This window comes from Streptomyces sp. ERV7 (genome assembly GCF_001653515.1).
Classification (GTDB): Bacteria; Actinomycetota; Actinomycetes; order Streptomycetales; family Streptomycetaceae; genus Streptomyces.
In genome coordinates this window covers 1728862-1746876 of sequence record NZ_LYOY01000040.1, presented here as the reverse complement: position 1 = coordinate 1746876, position 18015 = coordinate 1728862, and the positions used below count along the sequence as shown (strand labels likewise).

The window sequence follows — 18015 nt, the reverse complement described above, 5'->3', positions numbered from 1 at the left end:
ATTGAGGCAGCCTTTACTTACGCGAGGCTTACAGAAGACAAAGCCCCGTGATCGTGCCTCACGTTTTTGGAAGGGTTGCTTCCACCCCATGATCCTTTAGCATTTCTTTGCCATGTTCATGCGGGGCGGAACAACAAATTCCGGGCTATCCGGGTGTATTGACCCCCCGCTCGACGGCCCGGGCGACATCGGCCCGCACTCCGTCACCCGGCTTCACCGCCGTCACATTGGCCCCCGCGGCCTGGCCGCCGACCACGACGAAGCGGACCGCGGGGTGCGCCTTCGCCGCCGACTCGGCCGCCGCCACCGGAGCCTTGCCGACCGCCACGACCACATCGCAGGAGCGCTGGATGAGGCTGTTGACGAACGGGGTGGCGTTGGCGGCGGTCTGCTCGCCGGTCACCGGGACGAAGCTGACCCGGGCGCGGGTGGCCTTGGAGGCGTCCTGCATCCCCGCCCAGGCCGGGGCGGCCTCGGTGCCCTCGGTGACGCCCTTGTCGCCGGTCAGCAGACAGGCGTCGACGTTCTTGTACTGCCGGGCCCGCGGATCCGGCGGCCCCGGCTTGTCGTCCCCGCCCAGCACCGAGACCAGGACGGCCGCGACGACGACGGCCGCCACCGCGCCCGCGGCGATCCAGACCCGGCGCCGGTGCACCCGCGCGAGCGCGGTGAGCCTGGCGAACCGCAACCGGTAGCGCGCGTACCTGCCCTGCTTGTCCTGCCCCTCGCGGGCGGCCTTCGCCCGCTGGGCCTGACGTACCTGCTTGACCTGCTTCACGCGCTCTTGCCGTTCTCGTTCGGGGACTGCCGGGCCGCCGGCCACGCCTTCCAGGCGTGCGTGGCCGCTCCGGCCGTGGACAGCCCGATGAGCAGCACGTCGGCCGCGAACCGCGTGCCGTGCGTGGTGTCCGGGGTGGTCGCCAGCTGGAGCACCCAGGACACCCACACCGCGCAGAAGACCGCGAAGGCGACCCAGTCCGCGCTCCGGTGCCGCCGCAGGGCGATCACCAGCGACGGCACCGGGCACAGCAGCCCCAGGGTCGCGAAGGGCAGCAGGGCGAGGCCCGCGCGCGCCGCCCAGGTCCCATACGGACGTATGGGACGAGCAGCGACATTCTCGGCAGGATTCACAATCGGACCTCGCAGTTCCGTACGGGGTGCATGGCAGCGGCCGACGTACGGTACAACCCATTCGCCCTCAGCGCATCAGCACCCCCGCCCCCTCCCCCGTCGCCTCGGTCGGCAGCGCGACCAGGCCGAGATCGGCGCCGTCGGCGAGGAGCCGGTGGGCCGGCAGGACGCGGACCGTGTAGCCGTACGGGCCGGTGCGGTCCAGGGCGAGCGGGCCCTCGTAGACCCAGCGCCCCTCCAGGTCGGGGCCGCCCGCGGGCTTCAGGGCGACCGTCCGGGCCTCCGCGAGGGTGTCCGCGGCGTCCACCCGCCCCGCGACCGCCTGCACCTCCACATCGTCCGGCTGGAGCCCGCCGAGCCCGGCCCGCACCCGCAGGGCGAGCGTGGAGCCGAGCTCCGCGTGACCGTTGACGGCCGTCGCGGCCACCGCCTCCACATGGTCGACGGCCACCTGCGGCCAGGCCGCCCGCACCCGGGCCTTCCAGGCCGCCAGCTCCCGGGCCGTGTCCGGCGCCAGCTCGCGGTGGGCCAGGGCGGCGGGCGCGTACAGCCGCTCCACGTACTCGCGCACCATCCGCCCCGCCAGCACCTTGGGGCCGAGCGAGGCCAGGGTCTCGCGGACCATCTCGATCCAGCGGCCGGGCAGCCCGCCCGCGCCCCGGTCGTAGAAGCGCGGCGCCACCCGGTCCTCGATCAGGTCGTACAGGGCGGTCGCCTCCAGCTGGTCCCTGCGGTCCTCGTCGGTGGCGGAGCCGTCGGCGGTCGGGATGGCCCAGCCGAAGTCCGGCTCGAACCACTCGTCCCACCAGCCGTCCAGGACGGACAGGTTCAGACACCCGTTGAGCGCGGCCTTCATCCCGCTGGTCCCGCACGCCTCAAGGGGCCGCAGCGGATTGTTGAGCCACACATCGCAGCCCGGGTAGAGCTTCTTGGCCATCGCCATCCCGTAGTCGGGCAGGAAGACGATCCGGTGGCGCACCCGGGGGTCGTCGGCGAACCGCACCAGCTCCTGGACCAGCCGCTTGCCGCTGTCGTCGGCGGGGTGCGCCTTGCCCGCCACCACGATCTGCACCGGCCGGGTCGGATGGAGCAGCAGCTCCATCAGCCGGTCCCGGTCGCGGAGCATCAGGGTGAGGCGCTTGTAGGAGGGGACGCGGCGGGCGAAGCCGATGGTCAGGATGTCGGGGTCGAGCACCCCGTCCACCCAGCCCAGTTCCGCCGTCCCGGCCCCCCGGGTGCGCCACGACGCGTACAGCCGCTCGCGCACTTCGAGGACCAGCTGCTCGCGCAGCTCGCGCCGGAGCTCCCAGATCTCGGTGTCGGGGATGTCCGCGACCGCGTCCCAGCGCGGCGAGCCGCCCACGGCCAGCGCGTCCTCGGCGCGCCCGGCGCCGATCTGCCGGGCGCCGAGCCGGAACACCTCGGGCGCGACCCACGTCGGCGCGTGCACGCCGTTGGTGACGGAGGTGATCGGCACCTCCGAGGGGTCGAACCCGGGCCACAGGCCCGCGAACATCTCCCGGCTGACCTCGCCGTGCAGGGTGGAGACGCCGTTGGCGCGCTGGGCCAGGCGCAGCCCCATCACGGCCATGTTGAAGAGGTTGGGCTCGCCGCCCGGGTAGGTCTCCATACCGAGCTGGAGGATCTTCGACACGTCGACGCCCGGCAATTCGCCGTCGTCGCCGAGGTGGTGGGCGACCAGCTCGCGGTCGAAGCGGTCGATCCCGGCGGGGACCGGGGTGTGGGTGGTGAAGACGGTCCCGGCCCGCACCGACTCCAGGGCCGCGTCGAACTCCAGTCCCTCTCCGGCCAGTTCGCGGATCCGCTCCAGGCCGAGGAAGCCCGCGTGGCCCTCGTTGGTGTGGAAGACCTCCGGCGCGGGGTGCCCGGTGATCCGGCAGTACGCCCGCACCGCCCGCACCCCGCCGATGCCGAGCAGCATCTCCTGGAGGAGCCGGTGCTCGCTGCCGCCCCCGTACAGCCGGTCGGTGACGTCGCGTTCGCCCGGGCCGTTCTCCTCCACGTCCGAGTCGAGCATCAGCAGCGGGACCCGGCCGACCCGGGCGATCCACACCACCGCGTGCAGCGCGCGGCCGCCGGGCAGGTGCAGCGAGATCCGGGCGGGCTCGCCGTCGGCCTCCCGCAGCAGCGCGAGGGGCAGTTCATTGGGGTCGAGTACGGGATAGTGCTCCTGCTGCCAGCCGTCGCGCGAGAGCGACTGGCGGAAGTAGCCGTGCCGGTAGAGCAGCCCGACGCCGATCAGCGGTACGCCGAGGTCGCTGGCGGACTTGAGGTGGTCGCCGGCGAGGATGCCGAGGCCGCCCGAGTACTGCGGCAGCGCGGCGGTGATCCCGAACTCCGGCGAGAAGTAGGCGATGGCGCCCGGCAGCCCCTCGGGCTGCTGCTGGTACCACCGCCGCCCGCCCAGATAGTCGGCGAGGTCGTCGGCGCAGGCGGTCAGGGCACGGACGAAGCGGCGGTCCTCGGCCAGCGCGGCGAGCCGGGCGGCGGAGACCGACCCGAGCAGGCGCACGGGGTCCTCTCCGGCCGCCCGCCATCCCTCGGGGTCGACGGACTGGAACAGTTCTCTGGTCTCGGGATGCCAGGACCAGCGCAGATTGCGGGCCAGCTCGCTCAGCGGCCGCAGGGGCTCGGGGAGGACGGGGCGGACGGTGAACCGACGGATTGCCTTCACGTGTTCCACCTTCGCAGGGGAGGTACGCAACAAGGGGGACGTACAGCTCTGTTCGACTGGCCTTCACCCTCGAAGGTAGTGGGCGGGCGTCCCGCACTACCACGGCGCACGGAAGCGACCGCCCCCGGCGTGCGCCCTTGTGGACGTCCCCCCGTGGGCGGGAGGCTGCGAAGGGGGCCGCCGGAGGGGGAGGACCACGGCATGGGAGCGACACGCACCACGCGCCTGCGCACGGCCGGGGCGCTGACCGCGCTGGGCACGGTGGCGGCGCTGGCCCTCGCCCTGCCGGCCCGGGCCGCGCCGCCCGAGGGGCACGTGCTCGGCGCGGACGCGCCGGGCGCGGTCGTCGGCAGCTACATCGTCACGCTCAAGGACTCCACCGGCGCCTCCTCCGAGGCGGGCCGCGGCCTCGCCGCCAGGTACGGGGCACGGATCAGCCGTACGTACGGGACCGCCCTCAACGGCTACGCGGTGCGCCTGGACGCCGAGCGGGCCCGGCGCCTCGCGGCCGATCCGGGCGTGGCGTCGGTGGCGCAGGACAGCGCCGTCTCGCTGGAGCACCGCCAGGACGACCGGCCGGCCCCGCCCGAGGTGCCGTCGGCCGAGGCGTACACCTCGCCGCAGGACGGCGGCGCGGGCGTCACCGCCTATGTGATCGACACCGGGGTGCGCACCACCCACCGGGAGTTCGGCGGCCGGGCGAGCAGCGGCTGGGACTTCGTGGACGGCGACGCCGACGCCGAGGACGGCAATGGACACGGCACCCATGTGGCGGCGACCCTGGCGGGCGCCACCACCGGCACGGCGAAGCGGGCGGCGGTGGTGGCCGTGCGCGTCCTGGACGACCGGGGCACCGGCACCACCGCCCAGGTGATCGCCGGGATCGACTGGGTGACCCGCACCGCCCGCCGCCCGGCCGTCGCCAATCTGAGTCTGGGCGGCGCTCCCAGCCCGGAGCTGGACCGGGCGGTGCGCGGCGCGGTCGCGGCCGGGGTGACCTTCACGGTCGCGGCCGGCAACGACGGGGAGCCGGCCGAGCGGTACTCCCCGGCCCGGGTGCCGCAGGCGCTCACCGTCGGCGCGAGCGACCGCGACGGCGCCCGGGCGCCGTTCTCCAACTGGGGCCCGGCAGTGGATCTGTTCGCGCCGGGTGTGGGCATCGCCTCGGCGTGGAACACGGACGACACGGCGTACCGGACCCTGTCGGGCACGTCGATGGCGGCCCCGCAGGTCGCGGGCGCGGCCGCGCGGTACCTCGGCGGGCATCCGGCGGCGGATCCGGCCGAGGTGGGCGCGGCCCTGACCGCACCGGCCGCCACCGGAAGGATCACCCGTGCCGGTCCCGGCTCGCCCGACCGCCTGCTGCGGGCGGGCGGCGGTCCGGGCGCCAACTGAACTTGTGGGTAGGCAAATTCTGGTGCGGTCCCGCCGAAAGACGGGGCCGTTTCCTTGTCTGAACCGTTACGCCCAGGTAGTTAACAAACCACCGGAATGCCCACTCGGACCCCGTGGAAGGCTCCACCGTGAGGACGCCGTCCGTGCAACCGCTGACCGCCACCCGAGTGAACGCGGACAGGAGCGGCCATGCCCCCAGCCCGTCACCCGTCGACGGAGCAGTTACAAAGAGCAGACCCCGCCACGCCCCGTACCCACCAGCCACCAGGTGAGCCCGTGAATCTGCCCATCGGCCGTATCCCCGTCCTGGACGTCCGCCCCGCCGTCGACTGCGGCAGAAGGCCGGCGAAGGCGGTGGCGGGCGAGACCTTCATGGTCACCGCCACCGTCTTCCGAGAAGGCCATGACGCGGTCGCCGCCAACGTGGTCCTGCGCGACCCCCGCGGGCGGCCCGGCCCGTGGACGCCGATGCGCGAGCTGGCGCCCGGCAGCGACCGCTGGGGCGCCGAGGTCACCCCGGCGGCCGAAGGGCACTGGTCGTATACGGTCGAGGCGTGGAGCGACCCGGTGGCCACCTGGCGCCGGCACGCCTCGATCAAGATCCCGGCGGGTCTGGACACCGAGCTGGTCCTGGCGGAGGGCGCGGCGCTGTACGAGCGGGCCGCGCGCGGGGTGCCGAAGACCAAGGGGCGCGAGGCGGTGCTGGCCGCGGTGGACGCGCTGCGCGACGGCTCCCGCCCGTCGGCCGCCCGGCTCGCCGCGGCCCTGGCCCCCGAGGCGGCGGCCGCCCTGGCCCGCCATCCGCTGCGCGAACTGGTCAGCGCCAGTGAGCCGTTGCCGCTGCTGGTCGAGCGGGAGCGGGCGCTGTACGGCTCCTGGTACGAGCTGTTCCCGCGCTCCGAGGGCGCGGTCGTCGAGCCCGGGAAGCCGCCGGTGAGCGGCACCTTCCGGACCGCCGCCGAACGGCTTCCCGCGGTCGCCGCGATGGGCTTCGACGTGGTCTATCTGCCGCCCGTGCACCCCATCGGCACCACCTTCCGCAAGGGCCCCAACAACAGTCTGTCGGCCGCGCCCGGCGACGTCGGCGTGCCCTGGGCCATCGGCTCGCCGGCCGGCGGGCACGACGCGGTCCACCCCGACCTCGGCACCCTCGACGACTTCGACCACTTCGTGCGCACGGCCCGCGATCTGCGCATGGAGGTCGCCCTCGACTTCGCGCTCCAGTGCTCGCCGGACCACCCCTGGGTGGACAAGCACCCCGAGTGGTTCCACCACCGGGCCGACGGCACCATCGCGTACGCCGAGAACCCGCCCAAGAAGTACCAGGACATCTTCCCGATCGCCTTCGACCGCGACATGCCCGGTCTGGTCGCCGAGACCGTGCGGATCCTGCGGTTCTGGATGGACCACGGCGTGCGGATCTTCCGCGTCGACAACCCGCACACCAAGCCGGTGGTGTTCTGGGAGCAGGTGCTCGCCGAGGTCAACGGGTCCGACCCGGACGTGGTGTTCCTCGCCGAGGCCTTCACCCGGCCCGCGATGATGCACACGCTCGCCCGGATCGGCTTCCAGCAGTCGTACACGTACTTCACCTGGCGCAACGGCAAGCAGGAGCTGACCGACTACCTCACCGAGCTGACCGGCGAGACGGCCGCGTACATGCGCCCCAACTTCTTCGTGAACACGCCGGACATCCTGCACGCCTACCTCCAGCACGGCGGCCGTCCCGCCTTCGAGGTGCGCGCGGTGCTCGCCGCGACGCTCTCCCCCAGCTGGGGCGTGTACGCGGGCTACGAGCTGTGCGAGGGCACGGCGCTGCACGACGGCAGCGAGGAGTACCTGAACTCGGAGAAGTACGAGCTGCGGCCCCGCGACTGGGAGGCGGCCGAGCGGGCGGGCCGTTCCCTCGCCCCGCTGCTGACCTCGCTCAACCGGATCCGCCGCCGTCACCCGGCACTGCGGCAGCTGCGTTCGCTGCGCTTCCACCACACCGACAACGACGCGGTGCTCGCGTACAGCAAGCGCTCGGGGTCGAACACCGTTCTGGTGGTCGCCAACCTCGACCCCCACCACACCCAGGAGGCCACGGTCTCGTTGGACATGCCGGAACTCGGCCTCTCGTGGCACGAGTCCGTCCCGGTGCGCGACGAGCTCACCGGTGAGACCTACCACTGGGGCAGGGCCAACTACGTGCGCCTAGAGCCGGGCCGCGCGCCCGCGCACGTCCTGGTCCTGCGACCGTCCCCGCCGATCGGAGGGTCACCCACACCATGATCGTCAACGAGCCCGTCCACGACACCTTCGAGGACACTCCCGCCAAGGACCGCGATCCCGAATGGTTCAAGCGGGCCGTCTTCTACGAGGTGCTCGTGCGGTCCTTCCAGGACAGCAACGGCGACGGCGTAGGGGATCTCAAGGGCATCACCGCCAAACTCGACTACCTGCAGTGGCTGGGGGTGGACTGCCTCTGGCTGCCGCCCTTCTTCAAGTCACCGCTGCGGGACGGCGGTTACGACGTCTCGGACTACACCGCGGTCCTCCCGGAGTTCGGCGACCTCGCCGACTTCGTGGAGTTCGTGGACGCCGCCCACCAGCGCGGCATGCGCGTGATCATCGACTTCGTGATGAACCACACCAGCGACCAGCACCCGTGGTTCCAGGAGTCGCGGAAAGACCCCGCGGGCCCGTACGGCGAGTACTACGTCTGGGCCGACAACGACAAGCAGTTCCAGGACGCCCGGATCATCTTCGTCGACACCGAGACCTCCAACTGGACCTTCGACCCCGTACGCAAGCAGTACTACTGGCACCGCTTCTTCTCCCACCAGCCCGACCTCAACTACGAGAACCCGGCCGTCCAGGACGAGATCCTGGCCGCGCTGCGGTTCTGGCTGGACCTGGGCATCGACGGCTTCCGCCTCGACGCCGTCCCGTACCTCTACCAGGAGGAGGGCACCAACTGCGAGAACCTGCCCGCGACCCACGACTTCCTCAAGCGGGTCCGGGCCGAGATCGACGCGAGCTACCCGGACACGGTGCTGCTCGCCGAGGCCAACCAGTGGCCCGAGGACGTCGTCGACTACTTCGGCGACTACGCCGCGGGCGGCGACGAGTGCCATATGGCGTTCCACTTCCCCGTGATGCCGCGCATCTTCATGGCCGTGCGCCGGGAGAGCCGCTACCCGGTCTCCGAGGTGCTCGCCAAGACCCCGGCCATCCCCAAGACCTGCCAGTGGGGCATCTTCCTGCGCAACCACGACGAGCTGACCCTCGAAATGGTCACGGACGAAGAGCGCGACTACATGTACGCGGAGTACGCCAAGGACCCCCGGATGCGCGCCAACATCGGCATCCGGCGCCGGCTCGCCTCGCTGCTGGACAACGACCGCAACCAGATCGAGCTGTTCACGGCCCTGCTGCTCTCCCTGCCCGGCTCGCCGATCCTCTACTACGGGGACGAGATCGGGATGGGCGACAACATCTGGCTGGGTGACCGGGACGCCGTACGGACCCCCATGCAGTGGACGCCCGACCGCAACGCGGGCTTCTCGTCCTGCGATCCAGGACGCCTCTTCCTGCCCACGATCATGGACCCGGTCTACGGCTACCAGGTGACCAACGTGGAGGCCGCCATGGCCTCGCCGTCGTCGCTGCTGCACTGGACCCGCCGGATGATCGAGATCCGCAAGCAGAACCCCGCTTTCGGTCTCGGCTCGTACACCGAGCTCCCGTCCTCCAACCCGGCGGTCCTGGCGTTCCTGCGGGAGCACAACGACGACCTCGTGCTGTGCGTGAACAACTTCTCGCGGTTCGCCCAGCCCACCGAGCTGGATCTGCGGGCCTTCGCCGGAGCCCATCCGGTGGAGCTGATCGGCGGGGTGCGCTTTCCGGCCATCGGCCAGTGGCCGTATCTGCTCACCCTCGCGGGGCACGGCTTCTACTGGTTCCGGCTGCGCAAGGACTGCATCGTGATCGGCTGAACCCACCCGGCCGGGGGGCGCTTTCGGGCGGCCCCCGGGCCTCCCCGGGCGGGCCGGTTTCCTGCCGCCCGCCCGGGGCACTCTCCTCAGCGACGCTCCGGACCGCTCCCAGTGGCACACCGGACGCTCCGCGCGCCGCCGGACAGCCCATGCCGCAATCCGGGACACTCTGCGCACATCCTGCTGTGAGCCCGGGGAAAGGACGCGCTGCCATGCCCAAGGCCGCACCCACCCTGACTCCTGTCGCGCTGCTGCCCTCGCTGGCGCCCCTGCTGCACGAATGGCTCCCCAGACAGCGCTGGTTCGCGGGCAAGGGCCGCCCCGTCACCGGCTTCTCGCTCGCCTCGGTCACCGAGCTGCTCCCGGGCACTCTGCATCTGCTCGTCCGGGCCGAGCAGCCGGCCGCCGCCCCCGAGCCCGGCGATGTGTACCAGCTGCTGCTCGGCGTACGGAAGGTGCTGCCGCCGCCGCTCGCCCCCGCGCTCGTCGGCCACGCCACCGCCGGACCGCTGACCGGGCTCACCGTCTACGACGCCCTCCAGGACCCCCAGGTCGCCGCGCTGCTCCTGGAGCGGCTGCGCACCCCGGGGCGGCTGGGCCCGCTGCGCTTCGGCTGCGACGCCGGCCTCCCCGTCCCGGCCGGGCTCGCACCGCGCCTCCTCGCCGCCGAGCAGTCCAACTCCTCGCTGGTGTACGGAGATACGTTCATCCTCAAGGTATTCCGTCGGATCCACTTCGGGGTCAACCCCGACCTGGAGCTTCCGCTGGTCCTGGCGCGGCACGGGTGCGCCCGGGTGCCCGCGCCCGCGGCCTGGATCCAGACGGAGCGGCCCGAGAACGCCACGCTCGCCGTGCTCCAGCCGTTCCTGCGCGGCTCGCAGGACGGCTGGCAGCTGGCGCTGCGCGCGCTCGCCGACCGGCGTGACTTCACCCGCGAGGCCCATGCGCTCGGCCGGGCCACCGCCGAAGTGCACACCGCGCTCGCCGACGCGCTGCCGGTGGTCACCCTCGGCCGTGCCCAGACCGAGCTGCTCGCCACCGCGATGCACGAGCGCCTGGAGGCGGCGGCCCAGGCGGTGCCGACGCTGCTGCCCCATGTGCCCGGGCTGCGCGCCGCCTTCGACGCGGTGACCCGGGTGGCCGGGCCCCGGCCCGCCCAGCGCGTCCACGGCGATCTGCATCTGGGCCAGACCCTGCGCACCGACGGCGGCGAGTGGGCCGTCATCGACTTCGAGGGCGAGCCCGCCCGGCCGCTGGCCGAGCGCCGCCGCCCGCAGCCGCCGGTCCGCGACATCGCCGGCATGCTGCGCTCCTTCGACTACGCGGCCCGCACCCAGCTCCCGTGGCGCCCCGAGTGGGCCGAGTCCTGCCGGGACGCGTACTGCACGGGCTACGCGGCGGCCGCGGGCACCGACCCGCGCGACGAACCCGAGCTGCTGCGGGCGTACGAGACCGACAAGGCGGTGTACGAGGTGCTGTACGAGGCCCGCCACCGCCCCGACTGGCTCGCCGTCCCGATGGCGGCGGTCCGCCGACTGGCCCAGGACTGACCCCTACCCCGCACCACCCCGAGGAGGCCGTACCCGTGACCGCCCGCTCTCCGCCGAGGACCGCGCCCGGCTGCTCGCCGGGGCGCACCACGACCCGCACGCGCTGCTCGGCGCCCACCCGGTGCGCGGCGGCGTCGCGTTCCGGGTGCTGCGCCCGTACGCGCGGGCCGTGACCGTCCTGGCGAAGGGGCTGCGCGCCGAGCTGCACGACGAGGGCGACGGCCTGTTCTCCGGGGTGCTGCCCCTGCGCGAGGTCCCCGGGTACTCCCTCCTCGTCACCTATGACGACAACGAGATCGAGGCCGAGGACCCGTACCGCTTCCTGCCCGCGCTCGGCGAGCTCGATCTGCATCTGATCGGCGAGGGCCGCCACGAGGAGCTGTGGACGGCGCTGGGCGCCTGCCCGATGACGCACCAGGGCGTGCCCGGCACCCGGTTCACCGTCTGGGCCCCCAACGCCCTCGGCGTCCGCGTCACCGGAGACTTCTGCTACTGGGACGGCACCGCGTACCCGATGCGCTCGCTCGGCTCCACCGGGGTGTGGGAGCTGTTCCTGCCGGGCGTCGGCGAGGGCGCGCTCTACAAGTTCGAGATCACCCGCCCCGACGGCTCGCACACCCTGCGGGCCGACCCGATGGCGAGGCGCACCGAGGTGCCGCCCGCAACCGCGTCGATCGTGACCGGGTCGCACCACGTGTGGCAGGACGAGCTGTGGATGGCGGCGCGCGGCGACCGGCCGGTCCACGAGTCCCCGTTCTCGGTGTACGAGGTGCACCTGGCGTCCTGGCGCCCGCGCCTGACCTACCGTCAGCTCGCCGAGCAGCTCCCGGCGTACGTACGCGACCTGGGCTTCACCCACGTCGAGTTCCTGCCGGTGGCCGAACATCCCTTCGGCGGCTCCTGGGGCTACCAGGTGACCGGCTTCTACGCCCCCACCGCCCGGATGGGCACCCCGGACGACTTCCGCTTCCTGGTGGACGCGCTGCACCGGGCCGGGATCGGGGTGATCGTCGACTGGGTGCCCGCGCACTTCCCGAAGGACGACTGGGCGCTGGCCTCCTTCGACGGGCGCACGCTGTACGAGCACGAGGACCCGGCGCGCTCCGAGCACCCCGACTGGGGCACCCTGGAGTTCGACTACGGCCGCAAGGAGGTCCGCAACTTCCTGGTGGCCAACGCCACGTACTGGTGCGAGGAGTTCCACATCGACGGCCTGCGGGTGGACGCGGTCGCCTCGATGCTCTATCTGGACTACTCGCGCGAGGCGGGCCAGTGGTCGCCCAACGAGCACGGCGGCCGGGAGAACCTGGACGCGGTGGCCTTCCTCCAGGAGATGAACGCCACGGTCTACCGCCGCTGCCCCGGCGTGATCACCATCGCCGAGGAGTCCACGGCGTGGGACGGCGTGACACGCGCGACCCACCATGTGGGCCCCGGTGGCTTCGGCGGGCTGGGCTTCGGCCTGAAGTGGAACATGGGCTGGATGCACGACTCGCTGGGCTACGCGGCCCACGAGCCGGTCCACCGCAAGTACCACCACCACGAGATGACCTTCTCGATGGTGTACGCGTACAGCGAGAACTACGTCCTGCCGATCTCCCACGACGAGGTCGTCCACGGCAAGCGCTCACTGGTCTCCAAGATGCCCGGCGACTGGTGGCAGCGGCGCGCCACCCACCGCGCCTATCTGGGCTTCATGTGGGCACACCCCGGCAAGCAGCTCCTGTTCATGGGCCAGGAGTTCGCCCAGGGGGCGGAGTGGTCGGAGACGCACGGCCCCGACTGGTGGCTGCTCGACCCGTCCTACTCGGCCGAGCCCGACCACCGGGGCGTACGCGACCTGGTCCGCGACCTCAACACGGTCTACCGCGACGCCCCGCCGCTGTGGCAGCGCGACACCGACCCGGACGGCTTCGCGTGGATCGCGGGCGACGCGGCGGAGGACAACGTCTTCGCGTTCCTGCGCCACGACGCCTCCGGCGCGCCCCTGCTCGCCGTCTCCCACTTCTCCCCGGTGGTCCGCCACGACTACCGCCTGGGCGTCCCCGACTCCGTCTCCGCCTGGACGGAGGTCCTCAACACGGACGCCGCGCGCTACGGCGGCGGCGACATCCGCAACGAGGACCCCCTCAAGCCGGACTCCACCCCGAGCCACGGCCGGCCGGTCAGCATCCAGCTGACCCTGCCGCCGCTGGCCACGGTGTGGCTGCGGCCGGTGTGAGCGCGTCCGCCAGCGCCTCGGACAGCGGCGCCGAGTGCAGCACGCCGAGCCGCTGGGTGGCCCGGGTCAGCGCCACGTACAGATCGCTCACCCCGTACTCGCCCGGCTCCACCACCAGGACCGTGTCGAACTCCAGGCCCTTGGCCTGACGCGGGTCGAGCAGGACCACCGGGCGGGTCAGATCGGGCTCGCCCGGCGGGACGTCCGGGAGCGCGGCGTGCAGCGCGGGGTGCAGGGTGCGCGGCGCGATCACCGCGAGGCGCCCGGCCTCGGGGGTCTCCGCCTTCACCGCCTCGGCGACGGCGTGCGCGAGCGCGTCCGGCGCGGCCTCGCGCGCCCAGGGCCGCACGCCGGTGGCCCGTACCGAGCTCGGCGGCTCGAACGCCGGGTCCACCGCACGGCAGACCCGCGCCGCGACCTCCATGATCTCGGCGGGCGTACGGTAGTTGACCCCGAGGCGCGCATGCTCCCAGCGGTCCTCCACGTACGGCTGAAGAATCCGCTGCCAGGAGCCGACGCCAGCGGCCTCGGCGGTCTGGGCGGGGTCGCCGACCAGGGTGAGCGAGCGGGTCGGGCAGCGGCGCATCAGCAGTCGCCAGGCCATCGCGGAGAGCTCCTGCGCCTCGTCCACGATGATGTGGCCGAAGGCCCAGGTGCGGTCGGCGGCGGCGCGCTCGGCGGCGCTGCGGTGGTCGGCCTCCTCGTGGCGGTCCGCGAACCGCTCGGCGTCGATGATGTCGTGGGCCGCGAGCACCTCGGACTCCTCGTCCTCGAACTCGAAGCTCTCCGAGCCCGCGGAGAGGTCGAGGACGCCCTGCGCGTACGCGATCCGGTCCTGGCGCTCGGCCTCGGCGGCGGCACGGGCGGCCGAGTCGTCCTCGCCGAGGAGTTCGGCGGCCTCGTCGAGCAGCGGCACGTCGGCCGCCGTCCAGGCCCCGCCCTCGCGGCGGATCACCTCGGCGTCGCACGCGTCCAGATGGACGGGGTCGGCCAGGAAGTCCGCGACGAAGTCCTGCGGGGTGAGCGCGGGCCAGAACTCGTCGATGGCGGTGTGCACCTCGCGGCTGGTGGCGATCTCCTTGCCGAGCTGGGCGAGGTCGTCGGGGCCGAGCAGGTTCTCGCCGCCGAGCGGATCGGCCCCGATCCGCTCGGCCAGCTGCGCGGTGAGCGCGTCGATGATGTGGAAGGCGAAGTGCGGACGGGCCAGGTTGTGCGGCAGTCCGCTCTCGCGGGCCCGCCAGCGGGCGTCCTCGGCCATGGCCCGGTCGAGGCTGAGCGTCCCGTACCCCTCGTGGTCGATCTCGGCGGCGGTGTGCGGCACGGTCTGCCGGTCGCGTACGGCCTTGGCGAGCACCTCGGCCATCTCGGCCCGGCCCTTGACCTCGGCGGCGGCCGGGGTGTCGGTCCCCTCGGCGCGCACGCCGGGGAAGAGCTCGCCCAGGGTGGCGAGCAGCACGCCGGTCTCACCGAGCGCGGGCAGCACCTCGCCGATGTACCCGAGGAAGGCGGGGTTGGGGCCGACGATCAGGACGGCACGCCGGGCCAGCTGCTCGCGGTAGGCGTAGAGCAGATACGCCGCCCGGTGCAGCGCGACCGCCGTCTTGCCGGTGCCGGGCCCGCCCTCGACGACGAGCACCCCGCGCTGCGGGGCCCGGATGATCCGGTCCTGCTCGGCCTGGATGGTCTGCACGATGTCGTGCATCCGGCCGGTGCGGGCCGCGTCGAGCGCCGCGAGCAGCACCGCGTCGGCGTCCGCGCCCTCGTGCCCGGTGCGGGCCGCGTCGGTGAGGTCGAGGATCTCGTCGTGCAGCGCGGTGACCGTACGCCCCTGGGTGGTGAGGTGCCGCCTGCGGCGCAGCCCCATCGGCGTGTATCCGGTCGCGAGATAGAACGGGCGCGCCACATCGGCCCGCCAGTCGATCACGAGCGGCGTGCGTTCCTTGTCCTCACGGCGGATTCCGATACGGCCGATGTGGTGGGCGCGGCCGTCGGAGAAGTCGAGGCGGCCGAAGCAGAGTCCGTTCTCGCCGCCGTCGAGCGCGCTGAGCAGTCCGGACTGCTCGGCCACCAGCACATCGCGCTCAAGCCGCGCCTGGAGACCGGTCCCGACCTGCGCGAGGGCGCGTCGCACCGACACCTCGGCCTGCGCGCGCAGGTCTTCGAGGCGCGCGTAGAGGCTGTCGATGAATTGCTGTTCTTTCCGAATTTCCTCGGTTGACAATTCCGCTCCTGACGCGATACAGTGCTTTCTGTAAGGGTTCTTCATGTGTTTGTTATTCACGCACACACGAAGAGTCCAATATACGCAGAGAAAACCCCCGGCCGCAATATCGGACCGGGGCTTTTTGTTTCTCTGGCACTTATCGCCTACTACAGGACGTCTTCCAGCTCCTGCATGAGCCGGCGCTTGGGGCGCGCGCCCACCATCGACTTCACGGGCTCGCCCGCGCGGAAGACCATCAGCGTCGGCATCGAGAGCACCCCGTACTTCAGGGTCGTCTCCGGGTCCTTGTCCACGTCCAGCTGCACCACCTTGAGCCGGTCGCCCTCCTCGAAGGCGATCTGGCTCAGCACCGGCGCGAGCTGGCGGCACGGGCCGCACCACTCGGCGGTGAACTCCACGAGCACCGGCAGATCCGCCGCCAGCACCTCCGCCTCGAAGGTCGCGTCCGTCACCACGTCCACACCCACGGCCTGAACCGTCATCCCAACCCCTCCGTCATTCCTGTCAGTTCGCACCCGGGAGCCCCGGGCGTCGACGAACCGGCCTCCAGCTCGGCACGGGCCGTCTCGGCCCGCGCCAGCTGCACGCCGACCTGGTCGCGTACGGACCGGAGCTGCCCGATGAGCCCGTCGAGCTCGGCGAGCTTGCGCCGGTACACGGCGAGCGAGGCGGGGCAGGTGTCCCCGGCCTCGTGGCCCGCCCGCAGACACTCCACGAACGGCCGGGTCTCCTCCAGCTCGAACCCGAAGTCCTGCAGGGTCCGGATCTGCCGCAGCAGCCGCAGGTCGTCCTCGTCGTACGCCCGGTACCCGTTCTCCGCCCGCCGCGCGGTCAGCAGCCCGCGCGACTCGTAGTAGCGCAGGGCGCGGGTGGTGGTGCCTGCCCTTGCGGCCAGTTCGCCGATTCGCATGAGCCGACGGTAATCCTTGACGCGGACGTCAAGGCAAGGGAGGAGGCCCCACCCCGCCCCTTCACCTGGACCCTCCGGGGGTTGCAGTGGGCTTCCCGGCGGCTACACCCCGGCCCCCTTTGCGGCGCCTGCGTCCCCTGCACCCCGCTCTGTGTCGGCCTGCGGCCCTGCATCCTGCTTCGCGTCGCCCTGCGGGCCGGTGGGGACTGGCCGCGCAGTTCCCCGCGCCCCTGGAGCGGGGCCTGCGGCCGGCCCCCTAGGGGCGCGGGGAACTGCGCGAGCAACCCAGTGCGGTCCGCAGACGAAAAGAAGCGGGGTGCAGGGGGCGGAGCCCCCGCAACCGGCTACACCCCGCGCCAGGCCGCCACCGCCCGCCGCGTCTTCGCCCACCGCACCCGACGCTATGTGATGACGTCGACGGTCGAGGTGTACGAGTACGAGGACTCGGCCGAGCCCGTGCGCGAGAGCGCCGTCGACCCCCGCCACATCGACGTCGACCTCGAACTCCCCTGGGATGACCACGAGTTCCTCGACTCGCACTACGGCGACGGCAAGCGGCAGGCCGAAGCCGTGTTCGCCGCCGCGCCCGCCTTCCCGTACGTCTCCGTCCGCGTCGCCCACGTCCTCGGCGGCGCCGACGACTTCACCGGGCGGGTCGCGCACTACGCCGACCGGCTGCGCGACAGCGAGCCCATCGCCGTGGCCGCCCCCAACCAGCCCGCCACGTACGTCAACGTCGACGAGATCGCCGACTTCCTCTTCTGGGCGGGCGGGCAGGACTTCACCGGGCCCGTCAACGCCGCCTCGCACGGCCCGCTCACCACCGAGGACATCGTGGCCGCGATCGACGGCGGGCCCGCACGCTACCGGGCGGTGGAGGTCGGCGAGGTCTCGCCGTTCTCCTTCCGGCGCTCGTACGGCATGGACAACACCCGCGCCGAGCAGCTCGGCTTCACCTTCTCGCACACCGGGGACTGGCTCGGCGACGCCGTGACGCAGACCCTGGTCGCCACCCAGGGGGACAACTGACATGCGGTACCGCACACTTGGAGAAGTAAAGGTCAGCGCCATCGGGTACGGCGCCATGCCCCTGTCCATCGAGGGGCGGCCCGACGAGGCCCGCGCCCTCGCCACCGTCCACGCCGCGCTCGACGCGGGGATCACCCTGCTCGACACCGCCGACTCGTACTACGCGCCCGGCGGCGAGCCCGGTCACAACGAGCTGCTCCTCGCCCGCGCGCTCGCCTCGTACGGCGGTGACACCTCCGGCGTCCTCGTCGCCACCAAGGGCGGGCGCGGGCGCACCGACAACGGGGACTGGAGCGTCGACGGGCGACCGGAGCACATCGAGCGCGCCGCGAAGGAGTCACTGCGGCGGCTCGGGACCGAGGCGATCGGCCTCTACCAGCTGCACAAGCCGGACCCGGCCGTCCCGTACGCGGACTCGCTCGGCGCCCTGCGCGAGCTCCTCGACGACGGTACGGTCCGGCTCGCCGGGATCTCCAACGCGGACCCGGAACAGATCCGGCTGGCCCGCGACATCCTCGGGGAGCGGCTGGTCTCCGTGCAGAACCGCTACTCCGCCGCCGTCCGCGACGCCGAGCCCGAGCTGCGGCTCACCGCCGAGCTGGGGCTCGCGTTCCTGCCGTGGAGTCCGCTCGGCGGTATCTCGCGGAGCTCGCTGGACGGGCCGTCGGCAGTGGCCGCCGACTCCGCGTACGACGGCTTCCACACCGTGGCCCGTGCACGCGGGGTCAGCCCCCAGCAGGTCGCCCTGGCCTGGCTGCTCGACCGCTCCCCGAACGTGATCCCCATCCCGGGCGGCAGCCGCCCCGAGTCCGTACGGGACTCGGCGGCGGCCGCTGATCTGGTCCTCGACGAGCAGGAGCTGGCGCTGCTGCCGTGAGGG

13 protein-coding genes are annotated in these 18015 nt (G+C 72.7%); 7 read left to right on the top strand and 6 right to left on the bottom strand.

What is annotated here, in order from left to right; all coding sequences use genetic code 11:
* Nucleotides 1–145 precede the first annotated feature (145 nt).
* The 3 genes from A8W25_RS22515 to glgP form a co-directional block, all read right to left on the bottom strand.
* A complete protein-coding gene (locus tag A8W25_RS22515; RefSeq protein ID WP_234386528.1) occupies nt 146–778 on the bottom strand; it encodes a BMP family ABC transporter substrate-binding protein in 633 nt (210 codons plus the stop codon).
* Complete coding sequence (locus A8W25_RS22510; protein WP_067164055.1) at nt 775–1131, bottom strand: hypothetical protein; 357 nt, start codon at nt 1129–1131, stop codon at nt 775–777. Before A8W25_RS22510 ends, A8W25_RS22515 begins: the two co-directional genes overlap by 4 nt.
* Before the next feature lie 67 nt (nt 1132–1198).
* Complete coding sequence (glgP, locus tag A8W25_RS22505; protein ID WP_067164053.1) at nt 1199–3826, bottom strand: alpha-glucan family phosphorylase; 2628 nt, start codon at nt 3824–3826, stop codon at nt 1199–1201.
* A 201-nt stretch (nt 3827–4027) separates the two neighbouring features.
* On the opposite strand from glgP, the gene A8W25_RS22500 reads away from it, so the two are divergent.
* From A8W25_RS22500 to glgB, 5 genes are all read left to right on the top strand, one after another.
* Nucleotides 4028–5221, top strand: a complete 1194-nt coding sequence (locus A8W25_RS22500) for a S8 family peptidase (protein ID WP_067164051.1) — start codon at nt 4028–4030, stop codon at nt 5219–5221.
* Between the two features lie 276 nt (nt 5222–5497).
* Nucleotides 5498–7495, top strand: a complete 1998-nt coding sequence (locus A8W25_RS22495) for an alpha-1,4-glucan--maltose-1-phosphate maltosyltransferase (RefSeq protein WP_324616272.1) — start codon at nt 5498–5500, stop codon at nt 7493–7495.
* Nucleotides 7492–9201: a maltose alpha-D-glucosyltransferase gene (gene treS / locus A8W25_RS22490; protein WP_067164050.1), complete on the top strand. Its 1710-nt coding sequence runs from the start codon at nt 7492–7494 to the stop codon at nt 9199–9201. Before A8W25_RS22495 ends, treS begins: the two co-directional genes overlap by 4 nt.
* Nucleotides 9202–9413: 212 nt before the next feature.
* Nucleotides 9414–10751, top strand: a complete 1338-nt coding sequence (locus tag A8W25_RS22485; protein WP_067164048.1) for a maltokinase N-terminal cap-like domain-containing protein — start codon at nt 9414–9416, stop codon at nt 10749–10751.
* Nucleotides 10752–10821: 70 nt separating this feature from the next.
* Nucleotides 10822–12972, top strand: a complete 2151-nt coding sequence (glgB, locus tag A8W25_RS22480) for a 1,4-alpha-glucan branching enzyme (RefSeq protein WP_067164046.1) — start codon at nt 10822–10824, stop codon at nt 12970–12972.
* Here the strand turns inward: glgB and A8W25_RS22475 are convergent.
* The 3 genes from A8W25_RS22475 to A8W25_RS22465 form a co-directional block, all read right to left on the bottom strand.
* Nucleotides 12917–15238, bottom strand: coding sequence for a HelD family protein (locus A8W25_RS22475; protein ID WP_079126254.1), 2322 nt, complete (start codon nt 15236–15238; stop codon nt 12917–12919). The genes glgB and A8W25_RS22475 overlap by 56 nt on opposite strands.
* A gap of 104 nt (nt 15239–15342) precedes the next feature.
* Nucleotides 15343–15678: a thioredoxin gene (gene trxA, locus A8W25_RS22470; RefSeq protein ID WP_067164045.1), complete on the bottom strand. Its 336-nt coding sequence runs from the start codon at nt 15676–15678 to the stop codon at nt 15343–15345.
* Entirely contained in the window at nt 15675–16106 is a 432-nt protein-coding gene (locus A8W25_RS22465) for a MerR family transcriptional regulator (RefSeq protein WP_067164043.1), read from the bottom strand. Before A8W25_RS22465 ends, trxA begins: the two co-directional genes overlap by 4 nt.
* Before the next feature lie 288 nt (nt 16107–16394).
* Here A8W25_RS22465 and A8W25_RS22460 point away from each other — a divergent pair, with 288 nt between their 5' ends.
* A complete protein-coding gene (locus A8W25_RS22460; protein ID WP_234386527.1) occupies nt 16395–17135 on the top strand; it encodes a reductase in 741 nt (246 codons plus the stop codon).
* 1 nt (nt 17136) lies between these two features.
* Nucleotides 17137–18012, top strand: coding sequence for an aldo/keto reductase (locus A8W25_RS22455; protein WP_067164041.1), 876 nt, complete (start codon nt 17137–17139; stop codon nt 18010–18012).
* The last annotated feature ends 3 nt before the right edge of the window (nt 18013–18015 follow it).

Coding starts and splice junctions, on each gene's coding strand:
- A8W25_RS22475 (WP_079126254.1), bottom strand. CDS start 15,238: ATGAAGAACCCTTACAGAAAGCACTGTATCGCGTCAGGAGCGGAATTG.
- treS (WP_067164050.1), top strand. CDS start 7,492: ATGATCGTCAACGAGCCCGTCCACGACACCTTCGAGGACACTCCCGCC.
- A8W25_RS22485 (WP_067164048.1), top strand. CDS start 9,414: ATGCCCAAGGCCGCACCCACCCTGACTCCTGTCGCGCTGCTGCCCTCG.
- A8W25_RS22500 (WP_067164051.1), top strand. CDS start 4,028: ATGGGAGCGACACGCACCACGCGCCTGCGCACGGCCGGGGCGCTGACC.
- trxA (WP_067164045.1), bottom strand. CDS start 15,678: ATGACGGTTCAGGCCGTGGGTGTGGACGTGGTGACGGACGCGACCTTC.
- A8W25_RS22455 (WP_067164041.1), top strand. CDS start 17,137: ATGCGGTACCGCACACTTGGAGAAGTAAAGGTCAGCGCCATCGGGTAC.
- A8W25_RS22465 (WP_067164043.1), bottom strand. CDS start 16,106: ATGCGAATCGGCGAACTGGCCGCAAGGGCAGGCACCACCACCCGCGCC.